15 protein-coding genes, 1 pseudogene and 1 riboswitch are annotated in these 16,824 nt (G+C 61.6%); of the genes and pseudogenes, 12 read left to right on the forward strand and 4 right to left on the reverse strand.

Annotated elements, in window-relative coordinates; translation table 11 throughout:
- The first annotated feature begins 245 nt into the window (after positions 1–245).
- The 11 genes from KBX07_RS04860 to KBX07_RS04910 all read left to right on the forward strand — a co-directional run bounded on the left by KBX07_RS04860 (position 246) and on the right by KBX07_RS04910 (position 11,985).
- Entirely contained in the window at positions 246–866 is a 621-nt protein-coding gene (locus tag KBX07_RS04860) for a heme-copper oxidase subunit III (protein WP_198002190.1), read from the forward strand.
- Between the two features lie 69 nt (positions 867–935).
- Complete coding sequence (locus KBX07_RS04865) at positions 936–1,784, forward strand: c-type cytochrome (RefSeq protein WP_255994785.1); 849 nt, start codon at positions 936–938, stop codon at positions 1,782–1,784.
- A complete protein-coding gene (locus KBX07_RS04870; RefSeq protein WP_005289512.1) occupies positions 1,781–3,004 on the forward strand; it encodes a ubiquinol-cytochrome c reductase iron-sulfur subunit in 1,224 nt (407 codons plus the stop codon). Before KBX07_RS04865 ends, KBX07_RS04870 begins: the two co-directional genes overlap by 4 nt.
- Positions 3,004–4,635: a cytochrome bc complex cytochrome b subunit gene (locus KBX07_RS04875; protein WP_005289514.1), complete on the forward strand. Its 1,632-nt coding sequence runs from the start codon at positions 3,004–3,006 to the stop codon at positions 4,633–4,635. Before KBX07_RS04870 ends, KBX07_RS04875 begins: the two co-directional genes overlap by 1 nt.
- A 367-nt stretch (positions 4,636–5,002) precedes the next feature.
- A riboswitch (cyclic di-AMP (ydaO/yuaA leader) is annotated at positions 5,003–5,169 on the forward strand.
- Between the two features lie 9 nt (positions 5,170–5,178).
- On the forward strand, positions 5,179–5,922 hold the full coding sequence (locus tag KBX07_RS04880) for a C40 family peptidase (protein WP_005289516.1): 744 nt from the start codon (positions 5,179–5,181) through the stop codon (positions 5,920–5,922).
- Positions 5,923–6,123: 201 nt separating this feature from the next.
- Positions 6,124–7,176, forward strand: coding sequence for a C40 family peptidase (locus KBX07_RS04885; RefSeq protein ID WP_255994787.1), 1,053 nt, complete (start codon positions 6,124–6,126; stop codon positions 7,174–7,176).
- A gap of 19 nt (positions 7,177–7,195) precedes the next feature.
- Positions 7,196–8,338, forward strand: coding sequence for a glycosyltransferase family 4 protein (locus KBX07_RS04890; protein WP_255997953.1), 1,143 nt, complete (start codon positions 7,196–7,198; stop codon positions 8,336–8,338).
- A gap of 6 nt (positions 8,339–8,344) precedes the next feature.
- Positions 8,345–9,283 (forward strand): ROK family protein, encoded by a 939-nt coding sequence (locus tag KBX07_RS04895; protein ID WP_005289522.1) that lies wholly within the window; start codon positions 8,345–8,347, stop codon positions 9,281–9,283.
- An 8-nt stretch (positions 9,284–9,291) separates the two neighbouring features.
- A complete protein-coding gene (locus tag KBX07_RS04900) occupies positions 9,292–10,044 on the forward strand; it encodes a 1-acyl-sn-glycerol-3-phosphate acyltransferase (RefSeq protein ID WP_005289525.1) in 753 nt (250 codons plus the stop codon).
- A gap of 3 nt (positions 10,045–10,047) precedes the next feature.
- On the forward strand, positions 10,048–10,563 hold the full coding sequence (locus tag KBX07_RS04905; RefSeq protein ID WP_005289528.1) for a polyadenylate-specific 3'-exoribonuclease AS: 516 nt from the start codon (positions 10,048–10,050) through the stop codon (positions 10,561–10,563).
- 33 nt (positions 10,564–10,596) lie between these two features.
- Complete coding sequence (locus KBX07_RS04910; RefSeq protein ID WP_005289530.1) at positions 10,597–11,985, forward strand: class II 3-deoxy-7-phosphoheptulonate synthase; 1,389 nt, start codon at positions 10,597–10,599, stop codon at positions 11,983–11,985.
- A gap of 433 nt (positions 11,986–12,418) precedes the next feature.
- Here the strand turns inward: KBX07_RS04910 and KBX07_RS04915 are convergent.
- Positions 12,419–13,303 (reverse strand): annotated as a pseudogene (locus tag KBX07_RS04915) (protein kinase); the annotation flags it as partial.
- Between the two features lie 52 nt (positions 13,304–13,355).
- Here KBX07_RS04915 and KBX07_RS04920 point away from each other — a divergent pair.
- Positions 13,356–13,730, forward strand: coding sequence for an Rv2175c family DNA-binding protein (locus KBX07_RS04920; protein WP_005289534.1), 375 nt, complete (start codon positions 13,356–13,358; stop codon positions 13,728–13,730).
- Here KBX07_RS04920 and KBX07_RS04925 read toward each other — a convergent pair.
- From KBX07_RS04925 to KBX07_RS04935, 3 genes are read right to left on the reverse strand one after another with little or no spacing between them, the layout of a single operon-like run.
- Positions 13,702–15,096, reverse strand: a complete 1,395-nt coding sequence (locus KBX07_RS04925) for an alpha-(1->6)-mannopyranosyltransferase A (protein WP_005289537.1) — start codon at positions 15,094–15,096, stop codon at positions 13,702–13,704. The two genes, KBX07_RS04920 and KBX07_RS04925, sit on opposite strands and share 29 nt — an antisense overlap.
- 10 nt (positions 15,097–15,106) lie before the next feature.
- Positions 15,107–16,213 (reverse strand): polyprenyl synthetase family protein, encoded by a 1,107-nt coding sequence (locus tag KBX07_RS04930; RefSeq protein ID WP_256023267.1) that lies wholly within the window; start codon positions 16,211–16,213, stop codon positions 15,107–15,109.
- Positions 16,207–16,794 (reverse strand): N-acetyltransferase, encoded by a 588-nt coding sequence (locus tag KBX07_RS04935; protein WP_005289542.1) that lies wholly within the window; start codon positions 16,792–16,794, stop codon positions 16,207–16,209. Before KBX07_RS04935 ends, KBX07_RS04930 begins: the two co-directional genes overlap by 7 nt.
- Positions 16,795–16,824: the final 30 nt, after the last annotated feature.

The raw sequence follows: 16,824 nt of genomic DNA on the forward strand, positions 1-16,824 counted from the left end.
GCACGTTCGCTTAGCGGCGTTCCCGCGGTGGGGTGAGAGTGTTGCCGCGTTAGGGGAATCGCGGCTCAAGCTATGACCTGCACGGATGACCGTCGTAAAGCACCGCGAAAGAGTTCCCGGACGGATGCGTGACTGCGACACGCGGAATGTGAGCATAAATACGGGCAGGTCCGTGAACTGCTCACATGAAAAACTCGGGGGTAAACAAGGTGACTTTAGGGTTCAAAAGCGGGATACTAATACGCGTGACGACTGCAACAACGAACCCAGGTATGGCGACTTCGCCCGACCGTTTGCCGGTGCTGAACCGACCGAACATGGTCAGCGTCGGAACGATCGTGTTCCTCGCCCAAGAATTGATGTTCTTCGCCGGCTTGTTCGCGATGTACTTCACCTCGCGTGCAAACGGCATGAAAACTGGTGATTGGGCTGTTCAAACCGATCACCTCAACGTTCTCTTCGGAACGATCATCACCATTGTGCTGGTGACCTCCTCGGTCACCTCGCAGCTTGGTGTGTTCGCCGCAGAGAAGGGTGATGTCTTCGGGCTGCGCAAGTGGTTCACCGTGACCATTGCCCTGGGCGTGATCTTCCTGGGTCTGGTCGCCTACGAGTGGGCTGAGATGGTCATGCACGGTGTGACCCCGCAGTCCAGCGTCTACGGGTCGGTGTTCTACATCATCACCGGCTTCCACATGGCGCACGTGACCGCGGGCATCATTGCGTTCTGCATTGTCATGGCACGCGTGGCCAAGTCGAAGTTCACCCCGGCGCAGGCAACTGCGGCCATGGTGACCTCCTACTACTGGCACTTCGTCGACGTCATTTGGATCGGCGTGTTCGTTACTCTCTACCTCGTTCAGTAGCTGCCCACACGGGCACTCGCTCGCACGCAGCACGCTGATTGAAAATCTGATTTCGCTAAAGGGAACAACATGGATAACACCCCCAAGAAGGCGCGTAACCGCCGCAAGCTGCGCAGGTCCGCTGCCGGCGCGATGGCGTTGACGTTTGGTCTCACGGGTGCCGGCCTGCTTGCGTCCGCCCTGACTCCGGACGCACAGGTCGCCACCGCCCAGCGCGACGACCAGGCAATGATCCAAGAGGGCAAGGACCTCTACGACGTTGCTTGCATCACCTGCCACGGCGCTAACCTCCAGGGCGTCAAGGACCGCGGTCCGTCCCTGATCGGTACCGGTGAAGGTGCCGTGTACTTCCAGGTGCACTCCGGCCGCATGCCGATGATGTCGAATGACGCTCAGGCTGAGCGCAAGAAGCCGCGCTACACCGAGGCGCAGACCCTGGCCATCGCCGCGTATGTTGCAGCAAACGGTGGCGGCCCGGAGCTGGTCTACAACGAGGACGGCTCTGTCGCTATGGAGGAGCTGCGCGGTAAGAACTACGACGGACAGATTCAGGCTGACGACGTTGCACGCGGATCGGAGCTGTTCCGCCTCAACTGTGCGTCCTGCCACAACTTCACTGGCCGTGGTGGCGCGCTGTCCTCCGGTAAGTACGCGCCGGTCCTGGACCCTGCCAATGAGCAGGAGATTTACCAGGCAATGCTGACTGGTCCGCAGAACATGCCGAAGTTCTCTGACCGCCAGCTCACCGCGGACGAGAAGAAGGACATCATCGCCTTCATCAAGTCCGCCAAGGAAACCCCGAGCCCCTCGGGTTGGTCGCTTGGCGGTATCGGCCCCGTTGCTGAGGGCCTTGCAATGTGGATCATCGGTGTCACCCTGGTCGGCGCCGCTGCAATGTGGATTGGATCGCGCTCATGAGCAATGAAGTGAAGAAGGATTACACAGACAAAGAGCTCGATCGCATGAGCAATGCCGAGCTGGCTGCCCTGGGCACCGAGCTCGACGACGTGACGGTTGCGTACCGCAAGGAACGCTGGCCGATTGAGGATGACCCGGCAGAGAAGCGCGCTGCGCGCGGCATCATGGTCTGGCTGATCATCTCGATCGTCATGGGCCTGGCATTCCTGGGCGTTTACCTCTTCTGGCCGTGGGAGCCCCGCTTCCACGGTGACGAAGGCCTGTGGATGTACACCATGTACACCCCTTTGCTCGGCCTGACCTCTGGCCTGGCGCTTGCATCTCTGGGCTTCGCTGTCGTCCAGTACGTCAAGAAGTTCATCCCGGAAGAAATCGCGGTACAGCGTCGCCACGACGGCCGCTCCTCCGAGCTGGACCGCCGCACGACCACCGCGCTGCTTAACGATGCATGGCAGACTTCCACCCTTGGTCGCCGCAAGGTGATGCAGGGTCTCCTCGGTGGTGCTGGCCTGCTTGCTGGCCTGGCCATCATCGCCCCGCTCGGCGGCGTGATCAAGAACCCGTGGCGTCCCCGCCACGCCATGAACTACGAAGGCGACGGCACCTTGTGGACCCAGGGTTGGTCCATGGCGCGTGAAGGCAAGAAGCTTTACCTGGGCCGCGACACCGGTGCGATTGCCGAGCTGCACGACAGTGACGCCGGCAAGCACTACACCACGGCTGGTGTGTCCCGCCTGGTGCGCATGCGCCCCGAGGACTTGGACGCAGCTTCCATGGAGACGGTCTTCCCGCTCCTGGAGCAGGACGTTAACGACGGCGATGACTACAACCCGGACCTGGACGTGTACGAGAACCACATGCACTCCATCCACGGCCCGCGCAATGCGGTCATGCTGATCCGCCTGCGTTCCTCCGACGCTGCCGCAGTGGTGGAGCGCCAAGGTCAGGAAGACTTCCACTACGGCGACTACTACGCCTACTCCAAGATCTGTACGCACATCGGTTGCCCGACCTCCCTGTACGAGGCTCAGACCAACCGCATCCTGTGCCCGTGCCACCAGTCGCAGTTCGATGCACTGCAGCACGGCAAGCCGATCTTCGGTCCAGCTGCGCGCGCTCTGCCGCAGCTGCCGATTGAGATCGACGAAGATGGTTACCTCATCGCCCGCGGGGACTTCATTGAGCCCGTCGGCCCGGCATTCTGGGAGCGTAAGTCCTAATGAGCACTAAACTCAGTCAAGCTGCTGACAATATTGATTCGCGCTACACGATCTCGGGTGTCCTGCGCCCGCAGCTGAACAAGGTCTTTCCGACGCACTGGTCCTTCATGCTCGGCGAGATGGCCTTGTACAGCTTCATCATCCTGTTGCTGACAGGTGTGTACCTGGCGCTCTTCTTCGACCCGTCGATCACGAAGGTGATCTACGACGGCGGATACCTCCCGCTCAACGGCGTGGAGATGTCGCGCGCATACGCGACTGCCCTGGACATTTCCTTCGAGGTCCGCGGTGGTCTGTTCATCCGCCAAATGCACCACTGGGCTGCGCTCATGTTCATGATGGCGATGTTCGCCCACATGCTGCGCATCTTCTTCACCGGTGCATTCCGTCGCCCGCGTGAAGCCAACTGGATCATCGGTGTTGTCCTGATTCTGCTGGGCATGATCGAGGGCTTCCTCGGTTACTCCCTGCCGGATGACCTGCTTTCCGGTGTCGGTCTGCGCATTATGTCCGCGATCATCGTGGGCCTGCCGATCATCGGCACCTGGATCCACTGGGCAATCTTCGGCGGCGACTTCCCGTCCGACCTCATGCTGGACCGCTTCTACATCATGCACGTGCTGATCCTGCCGGGCATCATCCTCGCGCTGATTGCCGGACACCTGCTGATGGTCTGGTTCCAGAAGCACACCCAGTTCCCTGGCCCGGGCCGCACCGAGAACAACGTTGTGGGTATCCGCATTCTACCGGTCTTCGCAGTCAAGGCTGTCGGTTTCGGCCTGCTGGTCTTCGGTGTCCTCGCGCTGATGGCCGGTGTCACTACCATTAACGCGATTTGGAACCTCGGCCCCTACAACCCGTCGCAGGTGTCCGCTGGTTCTCAGCCTGACGTCTACATGCTGTGGACGGATGGTGCCGCCCGTGTCATGCCGGCGTGGGAGCTCTACTTGGGTAACTACACCATCCCGGGCGTGTTCTGGGTGGCACTGATGGCAGGCCTCATGGTGGTGCTGTTGCTGCTGTATCCCTTCCTAGAGAAGAAGATGCTTGGCGACGACGCGCACCACAACCTCTTGCAGCGTCCCCGCGACGTTCCTGTCCGCACCGGTATCGGTGTCATGGGCATCACCTTCTTCCTGCTGCTGACATTGTCCGGTGGTAACGACCTGTTTGCTTACCACTTCCAGATCTCGCTGAACGCGATGACCTGGGTTGGCCGTATAGGTTTGATCGTGCTGCCGCCGCTGGCGTACTTCATCACCTACCGCATTTGCGTCGGTCTCCAGCGCTCTGACCGTGAGGTCCTGGAGCACGGTATTGAGACCGGTGTGATCAAGAAGCTGCCGAATGGTGCCTTCGTCGAGGTTCACCAGCCGATTGGCCCGGTGGACGAGCACGGCCACCAGATCCCGCTCGAGTACGCGGGCGCTGTTGTTCCGAAGCAGATGAACCAGCTCGGTTACGCCGACTCGGAGACCTCCGGCACGTTCAGCCCGGATGATCCGGCGATCACTGCGCGCCGCAACGAGATCGCGCGCCAGAACCACCACGAAGAGGTGGAGACGCTGCGTGCGCTGGAGGCAGAGAAGAACTCTGTCGACCGCGACGCCGGTACTAAGAGCAAGCGTTAGAGCCATTAGCGCATAACGCCGAGGCCCCTCTGACTGCCCAAAAACGGGCGGGGGAGGGGCCTTTGGCTTGTAACAAAACCATAAAGACCTCTACTGTGAGCAGGATCACAACAGAAAATTTTGGCGTCAATCATCGCTTTCTGCCGGCCTTGGACGTAACGTCATTCCGCAGCAAACGTGCTGGTGACAGGCCCGCAGTAGGCCGTCACACGCTAAAGCAGGTTGGCATGGAGGGGCTCGAGGCGTCGGTTTTTCGGGGCGCCGGGGAAAATAACGAAAAAATAACGGGCGCGCCGTTGGACAATGCTTGTGTCCGTTTCGTAACCTAGCTGAGACCTTGTAGCCACGAAGGCGCAAGCGACATTTGAACCACATAGAGCCGAGTTCTAGGACCCCTATGGTCCGGAAGCCGGGGAACCATGACTTCCCTGGGGTGAACGGGGCGCAAGGAGCGCGCAAGCGCAGGAGCGTCCTAGAGGTGACTTCCCGCACCGAACCCGACAGCTAACCCGGTAGGCGCAACTGGAGATATGGAGTTTATAAGTGGCTAAGCACCGCCGCCAGGCAAACGGTACCAAGCGCACCGTTGCAACCGCGTCCGCCGTTCTCGCCGGCGCAACCCTGATCGCCCCGACTACCGCTGACGCTGCCGAGGTTCGCGTTCCTAACACGAACATCTCTGCGGAGATCCCGGGCATTGAGAACACCCCTGGCATCGCAAGCATCCCGGGCATCGAGCAGTGGATCCCGTCCCTGGCCGGTAAGGCCGACCGCGACGCTGACATCCGTTCTGCTATCGCGGCCGTGAAGGCTGTTCCGGGCGTTGCTAACGTTCCGGGCTTCAACGACTGGATCAACGGCGTCGAGAAGAAGTACGCTAGCGCCCCTGTCGCTAACCGCCAGCCGCAGGCTGCTGCCGCACCGGCTCCGGTGCGCCAGCCGTCCCAGGGTGAGCGCATCGTGTCCATCGCAAAGTCCAAGATCGGCTCCCCGTACGTCTACGGCGCTGCCGGCCCGAACGCGTTCGACTGCTCTGGCTTCACCTCCTGGGTTCACGCTCAGGCAGGCAAGCAGATTCCGCGTACCTCGCAGGCTCAGGCCAACGCTGGCCGTAAGGTCGCCATTTCTGACCTGCAGCCGGGTGACATCGTCGTCTACTACGGTGGCGCATCCCACGTTGCTATTTACGCCGGTAACGGCCAGATCATCGACGCGCTGAACTCCGGCACCCCGGTGGGCTACCGCCCGCTGAACATGATGCCGATTCACTCTGCAGTCCGCTTCTAGCGCAGCACCTGCCGCAGGAACTTCCGCGGCGTACCTAAAACCGGTCTGGAGCCTCGGGGCTCGGGCCGGTTTTGGCTCTTTATCGCACAATTGTCACAACAGTAACAGAGTGGAGCTTTTTGGCACTTTAGTCTGTCCAAAGTGTTTGACCGGTGCGGGCGGACGCTATAACTTTGTTACAGGTTTGTCATCTCTTCCTTCATGTTCTTTCAGAAAGAGGTCCTCGTGGGCAAGCACCGCGCTTCCTCCCGTCGCACGTCGCGTCCGATCGTTGCAGCTGGCGTACTTACAGCCGTCGCAACTGCGGGTTCTACCGTCCCGGCTTATGCCGAGGACGTTGAGACCATGATCAAGGAGATGGAAGATGTCTCCCACCAGGCCACCGAGAAGGCCGAAGAGGTCAAGGAGATCGAGGACCAGATCGTCAAAGGCGATAAGGAAGTCAAGACGCTGCAGAGGCAAGCTGATGATGCAAAGCGTGAAGCAGAACGCGCGGTAGGCGCTCGGTCGGGCGCGCAGCAGGAGGTCGACGGCCACGCGCGTACGCAGTACCGCAACGTCTCTAACGACGCTCGACTTAATGCCCTCGATGCAATGAATCCGCAGGAGGCTATTGACCGCGCTTCCTACCTCGGTTCTCTGAGCCGCTCCGCGCAGCGCACCCTGGATAACTCCACCCAGTTGAACAAGCAAGCAGCCCAGCGGGCCACCGACGCTAACATTGCCGTGGCTGTGGCCAACTACCGCAAGGCGGAGCTGGAGGGCAAGCGCGACAAGCTGGAGAAGGAGCGCAAAGACCTGGACGCCAAGGTCAAGGAAGTCGAGCGTCGCGTGGATGCGTTCACCCCGGAGCAGCGCGCCGCGTGGGAGGCGAAGAACGGACCGGTAGCTCTCAACGTCCCGGCATCCGCCCATGGTGACGGCGTGGTGGGTGCAGCCTTGTCCAAGATTGGTTCACCGTACGGCTGGGGCGCAGCTGGCCCGAACCAGTTCGATTGCTCCGGCTTGATGTACTGGTCCTACGCTCAGAACGGCAAGACCATCCCGCGCACCTCACAGGCGCAGCTGGCTGGCGGCACGCCGGTGCCTTTGTCTGAGCTGCAGCCGGGCGACATCATCGGTTACTACCCGGGAATTACTCACGTGGGCATGTACATCGGTGACGGCCAGGTTGTGCACGCCTCCGATTACGGTATTCCGGTCCAGGTCGTGCCGTTGAACTCGATGCCTGTTCAGGGCGCTGTCCGCTACTAAGCGCTAAGGCATCTGCGCCATTAAGGTTCTCCTGGTCACCAACGACTTCCCGCCTACTTTCGGCGGGATTCAGTCGTATTTGCGAGATTTCACCGACGCTGTCGCTGCTACATGCGGTGCGGAGTCCATCGTTGTTTTCGCATCGACGCAGGATCATGAGCAAGCATCGCTTTACGACGCTTCTTCTGCCACCCCTGTCTTTCGCTGGCCGAAGCTCGTCATGCTGCCTACCCCTCGAACCGCTGAACGCATGAGCCAGATCATTCGAGAACAGGGCATTGACACCGTGTGGTTCGGCGCCGCCGCCCCGTTGGGGTTGATGGCCGGGGTCGCGCGCAAGGCGGGTGCGAAGAGAATTGTCGCAAGCACCCACGGCCATGAAGTCGGGTGGTCGATGCTCCCAGGGCCGCGCCAGGCACTACGGCGGATTGGAAACTCCTCCGACGTGGTGACTTACGTGTCGGACTACACCCGCAGGAGGTTCTCACGCGCCTTCGGGAAGCACCCGGAGTATGTCGCGTTGCCGTCGGGCGTGGATACGGACTTCTTCCGCCCAGCTTCAGAGTCGCAGCGGCGCTCAGCACGGCAGCGTTACGGCTACGGGGCAGACCCGTTGGTGGTTGTTCCGTCTCGGCTCGTCGCGCGCAAAGGACAGGACATGTTGATTCGCGTTTGGCCAAGTATCCGGCAGGTCTTTCCGGATGCGAAGCTCGCGATCATCGGGCAGGGACCTTATGAAGACACGCTGCGCAAGCTGGCCGATAGAAACGCCGTCACAGACTCAGTGCGTTTCCATGGCCGCCTGGAGCGTGAGGACATGCGTGATCTTCTCGCTGCGGCCGACGTCATGGCAATGCCGGCCCGGACACGCGGCTGGGGGCTAGACGTCGAAGGCTTAGGCATCGTCTACCTGGAAGCCCAAGCGTGCGGTATCCCCGTTGTGGCGGGGGACTCTGGCGGAGCGCCGGAGACGGTGACACCGGAGAGCGGCATTGTCGTGGACGGGCATTCAGAGAAAGAGATCACCACGGCCGTGCTCACTTTGCTTGCGGACCCGGAAAGGCGTCGACGCATGGGGCGCGCAGGCCGCGAGCACGTAAGCCAGGCTTTCTCGTGGGAGATGCTGACGAGCAGGCTCGTCCGTGTGTTGGGTCTAGAATGATCTGTCATGGTCACAATCGGATTCGACATTGGCGGGACGAATACGCGCGCTGGTGTCGTCGATAAGCACGGCGACATCGTGGACGTGGAGGAAACTCATACTCCCCACGACGCGGACGGACTGACTCACGCCATCGTCGAACTGGTGGAAGTTTTGCGCCGCAGGCATTCCATCGGCGCTGTCGGTCTCGCCGTCGCCGGTTTCTTGGATCCGGACTGTGAAGTGGTCCGTTTCGCTCCGCACCTACCGTGGCAGGACAACGCGCCAGTGAAGCAGCTGCTGGAAGAAGAGCTGGAGTTGCCGGTATGCCTGGAGCATGATGCGAACGCCGCGGCGTGGGGCGAATACCGCTACGGTGCCGCCCAGGACGCAGACACGTGGGTGTTCTTTGCCGTGGGTACAGGCATTGGTGCAACACTCATGCATCACGGTGAGATCTACCGCGGTTCTTTTGGTACCGCACCCGAATTCGGTCACATCACCGTCGTCCAAGGTGGGCGTGCATGCTCCTGCGGGAAACAAGGGTGCTTGGAGCGCTATGCCTCTGGCACTGCGCTGGTGGACACCGCCGTTGAGATTGCTACGAAGGGTGGATTTGAACCCTGCACGCTGTACCGCAGGGCCGTCGATAAGCGCGCGACTGGCAACGATGTTGTCGCTGCCGCACGCAACGGCGATGCGCTGGCGCTAGCAACAATGGATGACTTTGCGTGCTGGCTCGGACAGGGTCTTTCCATCGTGAGCGACGTGCTCGACCCGGAGTTGATCGTGCTGGGCGGGGGAGTGAGCGCGGATGCTGACCTGTTCCTCGATGCTGCGCACGAAGCCATGCGTCGCAACATGGTCGGATCCGGCTTCCGCCCGATTCCACGTCTGCAAACTGCGGACCTTGGACCGCAGGCAGGTATGATTGGCGTTGCTGATTTGGCCCGCAAACTTCTTTAGGGGAAAACATGAACAACAAGTGGTACAAGTTTTTCAAGTACATCTTGATTGGTCCCTGGCTGCGGTTGTGGAACCGGCCTGAAACGCACGGCCTGGACAACATTCCGCCCGAAGGAACTCCCGCGCTAATGGTGTCCAACCACCAGGCCGTGATGGACTCCTTCTACTTTCCCCTGGTGTGCCCGCGCCAGCTGGTGCACCCCGCAAAGAAGGAGTACTTTACCGCTCCGGGATTGGTCGGGCGCATCCAGAAATTCTTCTTCACTTCCGTGGGACAGGTTCCCATCGACCGATCTGCGAAAGATGCCGGCGACAACTTGCTCAAAGTGACCAAGGAAGTCTTCGACAACGGCGACCTGTTCTGCATCTACCCGGAGGGCACTCGTTCCCCGGACGGCCGCATTTACAAGGGCAAGACTGGCATGGCGCGAATCGCGATGGAAACTGGTGTGCCTTGCATCCCAGTGGCCATGATTGACACCCGTGAGGCAAACCCGATTGGCACCTGGATTCCGCGTCCGGTCAAGGTGACCATCAAAGTCGGTGAGCCCATCGACCCGCACCAGTGGGCCCGCGACAACGGCTACGACCCGTCTGACTCCGCCGTGTGGCGCCCGTTCACGGACTTCTTCATGGAGCAACTCGAGGAACTGTCCGGCTACCCCTACTGCGACGCCTACGCGGCGGCCGTGAAGAAGTCGCTCGAAGCTGGCAACGGGTACCCGGAGGGCACCGAGCCGCCGTGGGGTTGGCTGCAGTAAAGCGTGCGGTACTTCTATGACACGGAGTTCATCGAAGATGGCTCCACCATCGAACTGATCTCCATCGGCATCGTGGCTGAGGACGGACGCGAGTATTACGCAGTGTCCACGGATTTCAACGGTTCACGCGCCAACCCTTGGGTGCGTGAGAACGTTCTAGAGAAACTCCCGAACCCGTCCAGTCCGGAATGGAAGCCTCTGGCGCGCATCCGTGAAGAAGTGCATGCCTTTCTCACCCCAAACGGCACGAGGCCTGAGCTGTGGGCGTGGGTGGGTGCCTATGATCATGTGGTTTTCGCGCAGATGTGGGGCGACATGACGAAGCTGCCTAAGGACTTGCCGCGGTTCACCCGCGAGCTCAAGCAGTACTGGGAGATGGCTGGCCGCCCGAAGATTCCTCCTGCTCCGAAAGATGCCCACGACGCGCTTGTGGACGCTCGACACAACCTGATCAAGTTCCGCGCCTGCAACGACGTTCTGCCATTGGACCGCCGTGGAAGAATTACCCGCCCTGAGTAGGAGAAACGTCTCGGGCGTGCTACAAGTTATAGGGTGAGTTGGACTGTAGACATCCCCAAAGAAGTACTGCCCGATCTACCGCCGTTGCCCGGCGATATCAATGAGGAATTCCAGAAGGTTCTGGGCCTCGAAGCGAAACAGCAGCCGACATGGGATGAGAACGCGGCCGTATACGTCCGCAAGATCCTCGAATCGGTCCCGCCGGTGGTGGTTGCACCCGAGATCCACAAGCTGAAGAGCCAGCTAGCAGACGTCGCTGAGGGCAATGCGTTCCTCCTGCAGGGCGGCGACTGCGCTGAGACATTCGAGTCCAACACTGAGCCGCACATCCGCGCCAACATCAAGACGCTGCTGCAGATGGCCGTCGTGCTCACCTACGGAGCGTCCACCCCGGTGGTGAAACTGGCCCGCATTGCTGGCCAGTACGCCAAGCCGCGTTCCTCGGACTTGGACGAGAACGGTCTGCCGAACTACCGCGGTGACATTGTCAACGGTGTGGAACCCACCGAAGAGTCCCGCAAGCACGACCCGGCACGCATGGTCCGCGCTTACGCCAACTCCTCTGCCGCCATGAACTTGGTGCGCGCTCTGACTACCTCCGGTACCGCTGACCTGTACCGCGTTGAGGCATGGAACCGTGAGTTCGTGGCTAACTCCGCTGCCGGCGCCCGTTACGAGGCCCTGTCACGCGAGATCACCCGCTCCCTGCACTTCATGGATGCCTGCGGCGTGAATGACCGTGAGCTGCGCACCTCCGAGATCTACGCTTCCCACGAGGCGTTGCTGGTGGATTACGAGCGTGCCATGCTGCGCCTCGCCGAAGACGAGAACGGCGAGACCAAGCTCTACGATCTGTCTGCTCACCAGCTCTGGATCGGCGAGCGCACCCGCGGCCTCGACGACTTCCACGTGAACTTCGCGGCGCTGATCAACAACCCGATCGGCCTGAAACTCGGCCCGTCCACCACCCCGGAGGAAGCCGTCGCTTACGCCGCGAAGCTGGACCCGAACCGCGAACCCGGCCGCCTCACCTTTGTCGCCCGCATGGGCCACGACAAGGTGCGTGATGTCCTTCCGGGCATTGTGGATGCTGTTGAGCGCGAGGGACACAAGGTCATTTGGCAGTCCGACCCGATGCACGGCAACACCTTCACCGCGTCCAATGGATACAAGACCCGCCACTTCGACAAGATCATCGACGAAGTGCAGGGCTTCTTCGAGGTCCACCGCCACCTGGGCACCCACCCGGGCGGCATTCACATCGAGCTGACCGGCGAGCATGTCACGGAGTGCCTCGGCGGTGCCCAGGACATCACCGACATCGACCTGCCGGGCCGTTATGAGTCCGCGTGCGACCCGCGCCTGAACACCGAGCAGGCTCTGGAGCTCGCGTTTCTCGTCGCGGAGATGCTCCGCAACTAAGTTGCGCTTAGTAGTACTCCGGCATCCGGATGATCTCGGGGATCTCCCCGTACCATCCGGAGCCGTACCACCAGCCACCGACGGCGACAGCCGCGGTGGCTGTAATCATGAGTAGCACCATGACGGCTGTTGCCGCTGCGGAGCGGTTCGTCTCCGGTTCGGGGATGCGCGGAGCTTCAGGTTCGCGCACCGGTGCCTGTGCTGGAACGGGCGGGTGCGCAGGTGCATGCGCTGGCACTGGCGCAGGGGCTTGCGGCCGATACGGCTGCTGGTGGTCCTGGTGATACAGCGCAGGCGATGGTTCGCGTACTGGTTCTTGCAGGTGCTCGCGCTCTGGTTCGTATACCGGCTGGTGGTCAAAGCGCGTTTCGGGCGCAAGCTCGGGTTCCTCTGCCCCGTCCTGTTCGATCTGCGTCACCCCGGTCGGAATGGCGGCCACACGGTGGGCGGCCGACTGGGTCGGTGCCGGAACGGTGAAGTCGGGCAAGTCCAAGTCGGCGGAAACGTCTTCGAGGGCGTCGAGGAATTCGTCTGCGTCAGCGAAGCGGTCGCGGGGGTGGCGGGCAGTGGCGGTGGCCACGAGCTCGTCGAAAAGCATGGGCACCCCCGCGATGCGTGAGGATGGCGGCGGCACATCCCTGTGCAACCGCGCCATCGCGTGCGCCAGTGAGGTGTCGCCGGAAAACGGCTGGGTACCGGTGAGCAGTTCAAAGAGCACGATGCCGGCGGAGTAGACGTCCGAAGCTTGGGTGAGCTCGGAACCGTCGACTTGCTCCGGGGAGAGATAGGCGACGGTGCCCACGATCTGGTCGGTGGAACGCTGGGATTCGCTGGCTGCGCGAACCAAGCCGAAGTCTGCGAGCTTCACCGAATTGTCGCCGTTAATGAGGATGTTGTCCGGTTTGATGTCGCGATGGACCAACCCGCGGCGGTGCGCCACAGACAGCCCGGTGAGCATCGAACGCATGACTTCAGCAGCGGCATGCGGGGGCATGGGACCTCGCTCGGCCAAAAGCTCGCGCAGCGTGCCGCCGGTGATGAGCTCCATGATGAGGAAGACATCCTCGCCGTGGGACGAGAAGTCGTAGACGTTGACTAAGTTCGGGTGGCTCATCTGCGCCATGGCGCGAGCTTCGCGTTGGAAGCGGTCGAGAAACAGCGGATCGTCGACATAGCGCGGGTGCATGACCTTGGCGGCGACTTCGCGGTCGAGACGAGTATCCAGGCAGCGGTAGACCGTGGACATGCCACCGCGGGCAATGGGGCGGTCCACGGCGTAACGTCCTTCCAATACGTCGCCAGCTGCAAGGTCACTCATGGCATATAAGTATGGCCGACGAGGCTGGGGAAGTGCTAGCAGCGCGCGTACAGTGAAGAGCGTGAGCGATATCGAATATGACCTTGACACCCTTCTTGAGGGCGAAACGCTGCTGTCTTTCCCTGAGGTGGCGGACCGTCTCGGTGTCCCAGTGACCAAGGTCCACGATTACGTTGGTGCGGGAAAACTCGTTGCGCACAAGGCTGACGGTGTGAAGTACATTCCAGAGGCGCTTCTGAGCGGTGATGAGCTATCCAAGTTCGTTGGTGGCGCGATCACGGTGCTTCTCGACGGCGGATACCGCCCCGACGAAATCCTCGCCTACCTCTTCACTGACGACGACAGTCTGCCTGGCCGCCCCATCGATGCGTTGCATGGGCATGGTGCCCGCGAAGTAATCAGGCGCGCGCAGGCAATGGCGTTTTAACGCTCCGGGCTGCAAGCCAGCCGAGAAGGAAGACCGCCAGCATCCACCAGCCGACGTAAAAGCGGTGGTTTCCGCTGCCCATGAACGACAGCGCGACAATGACTGACGCAGCGACGGTCACCTTCACCAGCCAGCGCGGCGGTGCGAACGTTCCCGCAACGCTGATCGACGATGCGTAGTACCACGGCAGCGTCACCGCGTTGAACACGAACGCCACTAGGTACGCCAGTGCTACGCCCTTGACGGCGCGGCGCTGCGACTGGCGGTAGAGGACCCACACCACGACGAGACCAACCAGCATGAGCACAGACCCGATGGTGCGGGTGAAGTCGAGGACAGTGTTGTAAGGGAATTCCTCATCCACCAGCCACACGAGCGGAGTGACCAAGTCTGTGATGAGTGTGGCGCCGGAGAGGGGATTGACCACCTTCGAGTTGCCCGAGATCTCCGCTAGCCAACCCCACGATGTGCCGGATGCCCAGGTAACTGCGGCGACGACGGCGATGGACAGCGCGACGACGCTTACTCCCGTGGCCAGGAAGACGGTGACTCGGCGGCCGTAACGCTGCATCGCGATCCATACGACAAACGGCAGTGCAATGGCCGCCGTCGCCTTGAGCGACACCGCCACGGAGATGAGCACGATCCCCACAAAGAAGCGGCTATGCAGGCAGGCGAGCAAGCCGATGCTGACCAGGCCGACCATCACAGACTCGTTATGCATGCCGCCGACCATGTGGATGATCATCACTGGGTTGGCCACGCCGAGCCACAGCGCCAATGCAGGATCCCCACCCAGCTCACGCGCGATGCGCGGGACTGCCCACGCGATAGCGGCGAAACCGGCGAAGGAGATGAATTTGTAGACAATGATGCCGGCCATGACGTTGTCGCCGACAGCAGTGGTCACTCCTTCACCGATCCACAAGTGCAGCGGGCCATAAGGGGTGGTCGTATTCCGCCAGTCGTGCGAGACCTCCAGTAAGTACGGCCCTGGGTTGACGGCCGCGCCCTCGTCGTAAGGGTTGAAGCCGTCGCGCACCATGGCGCCCTGCATGAGGTAGGAGTACACGTCGCGCGACATCAGCGGTGCCGCGAGCAGCAGGGGAGCGGTCCACCCCCATACCGCAGCGCGGACCTGTTCCACGTGAGCTCCCTGCAGCATGACCCACGCGAAAACGAGGAGAAAAAGCCCGGCAGTGAGAGCGACGTCGGCAAGCCCGCGCGCGTGGCCGTAGGACAGGAAGGCCCATCCGAAGTAGTCGAGCATTCCGCCGCGGTTGCGGGTGGCGCCCGCGCCGAAAGAACCGAGCGCGATAAGCGTGGTACCGGCAACGCCGAGCGGAACTACGACACGGGGAGACATGGTGCGGAGCTTACATGCGCCGCGCGGTGGCATTGACCGCCAGGGTCTCGAGTGTCTCCACCGCCTCGGGCGACAACGCGGCACCACGGACATGTGCAAGGCCGGATTCGGTCAACTCGTCGATACGCTTTTCGACGTCTTCTACCGCCCCCGTCTCACGAATGATCCCCGAGAGTTCGGCGATCTCGTCGGGGGTCAGGGCCGTACCAATGCCGTCCCGGAGGCGCTGCGCTGCCGCCGGGTCACGCTCATCGGCTGCCTGGAGCGCACGGGAATACAGCACAGTGCGCTTGCCTTCCCGCAGGTCGTCTCCAGCGGGTTTTCCAGTGACCTCCGGGTCGCCGAAGACACCGAGAATGTCGTCGCGAAGCTGGAAAGCGATCCCGATGTCGTGGCCGTAACCCCGCAGCGCCGCAATCGTGTCATCGTCCGCACCCGCGATTGCTGCGCCCAAGTGGAGGGGGCGCTCGATGGTGTATGCGGCAGTTTTGAAACGATTGACTGCATTTGCAAGCTCTTCGCTTTCGCAGCCGGCGGCTTCGAGCGAAACATCCAGAATCTGGCCGCCGATGACCTCCGTGCGCATACCTCGCCAGGGGTCGGAAGCGCGGAGAAGAGCCGCGTGGCTCAGGCCGGAGTGGTGCCACATGTCGTCTGCCCACACGAGCGCCAAATCACCGACCAAAATGGCGAGGCTTTCCCCGAACTTGTCGGAATCTCCGAGCCAGTTGTGTTCGCGGTGACTGTGCGCGGCGGCGACGTGCACAGTCGGGTTTCCGCGCCGGGTCGCAGATGCATCGATAATGTCATCATGGATGAGTGCGCATGCCTGAATGAATTCCAAGGAACTCACCGCGCAGAGCACAGCTGCCGGATCCTCCTCCGTATTCTCCAGCCCGTTCGCACCGACAAACCCGACCCATCCGAATGTGGGGCGAATGCGCTTACCACCCCCGAGAACGAAGGTGCGCAGGTGCTCTACCGCCTCCGATACCGGCGGACCGATGATGTCCACTGAATGGCCGTGCTCGGTGAAGAACTTTTCCAGTTCCCGTTCCACAGCCGCGGGGATCTGTGCAGTAGTCGGGACATCGGCCTTATCGGGATGGGTCACCATAGCGGCCACTCTACAGACTGGGAGCCCAGCGGTAGCGTGCGTCCGAGCACCGCAAAGGGACGGGAATCTCCCGCGTAGAGGAAGTTGCGTAGGACATCTTTGAATCCGAGTGAGCGGTAGAGACCGAAAGCGGCATTTGCTTCCGCCGGGACTTCAGGCGTTGACAGCAGGACGTACTTGCGACCTATATCTACTAGCAGCTCGTGAATCAGGGCGTGTCCAACGCCCTGTCCCTGTAGGTCAGGCGCAACGTGGATCTCCGCTAGCTCGAAGTAATGCGATGTCAACTCGCGCCGTATGTGGTCGGGGATGCTCTGTTGCTGTAAACCCAGACGAAGTTGCTGGTCCCACCATCTGTCGGGCGTGCCGTTGAAACCGTAGGCGACACCGGCGAGCGCTCCGGTCTCTGTGAATGCCGCCACGGCAGTGAAACCCGGATGTGAGGTCTCACGGCGCCATACCCCGATTCGCTGTTCGCGGAGGGTGCGCGGGTACTTCATGGCAGTGATATAGAGATCAACCAGGTCCGGAGCCATGCGGGCAAAGTCAAAACCGGACAACCTGCGGATAGTGAAGGTCACGTCTTAATCGAATCACGTCGGGGTTAGTGC

Source organism: Corynebacterium sp. CCUG 70398 (genome assembly GCF_024454055.1).
In the GTDB taxonomy this organism is placed as follows: Bacteria; Actinomycetota; Actinomycetes; order Mycobacteriales; family Mycobacteriaceae; genus Corynebacterium; species Corynebacterium genitalium.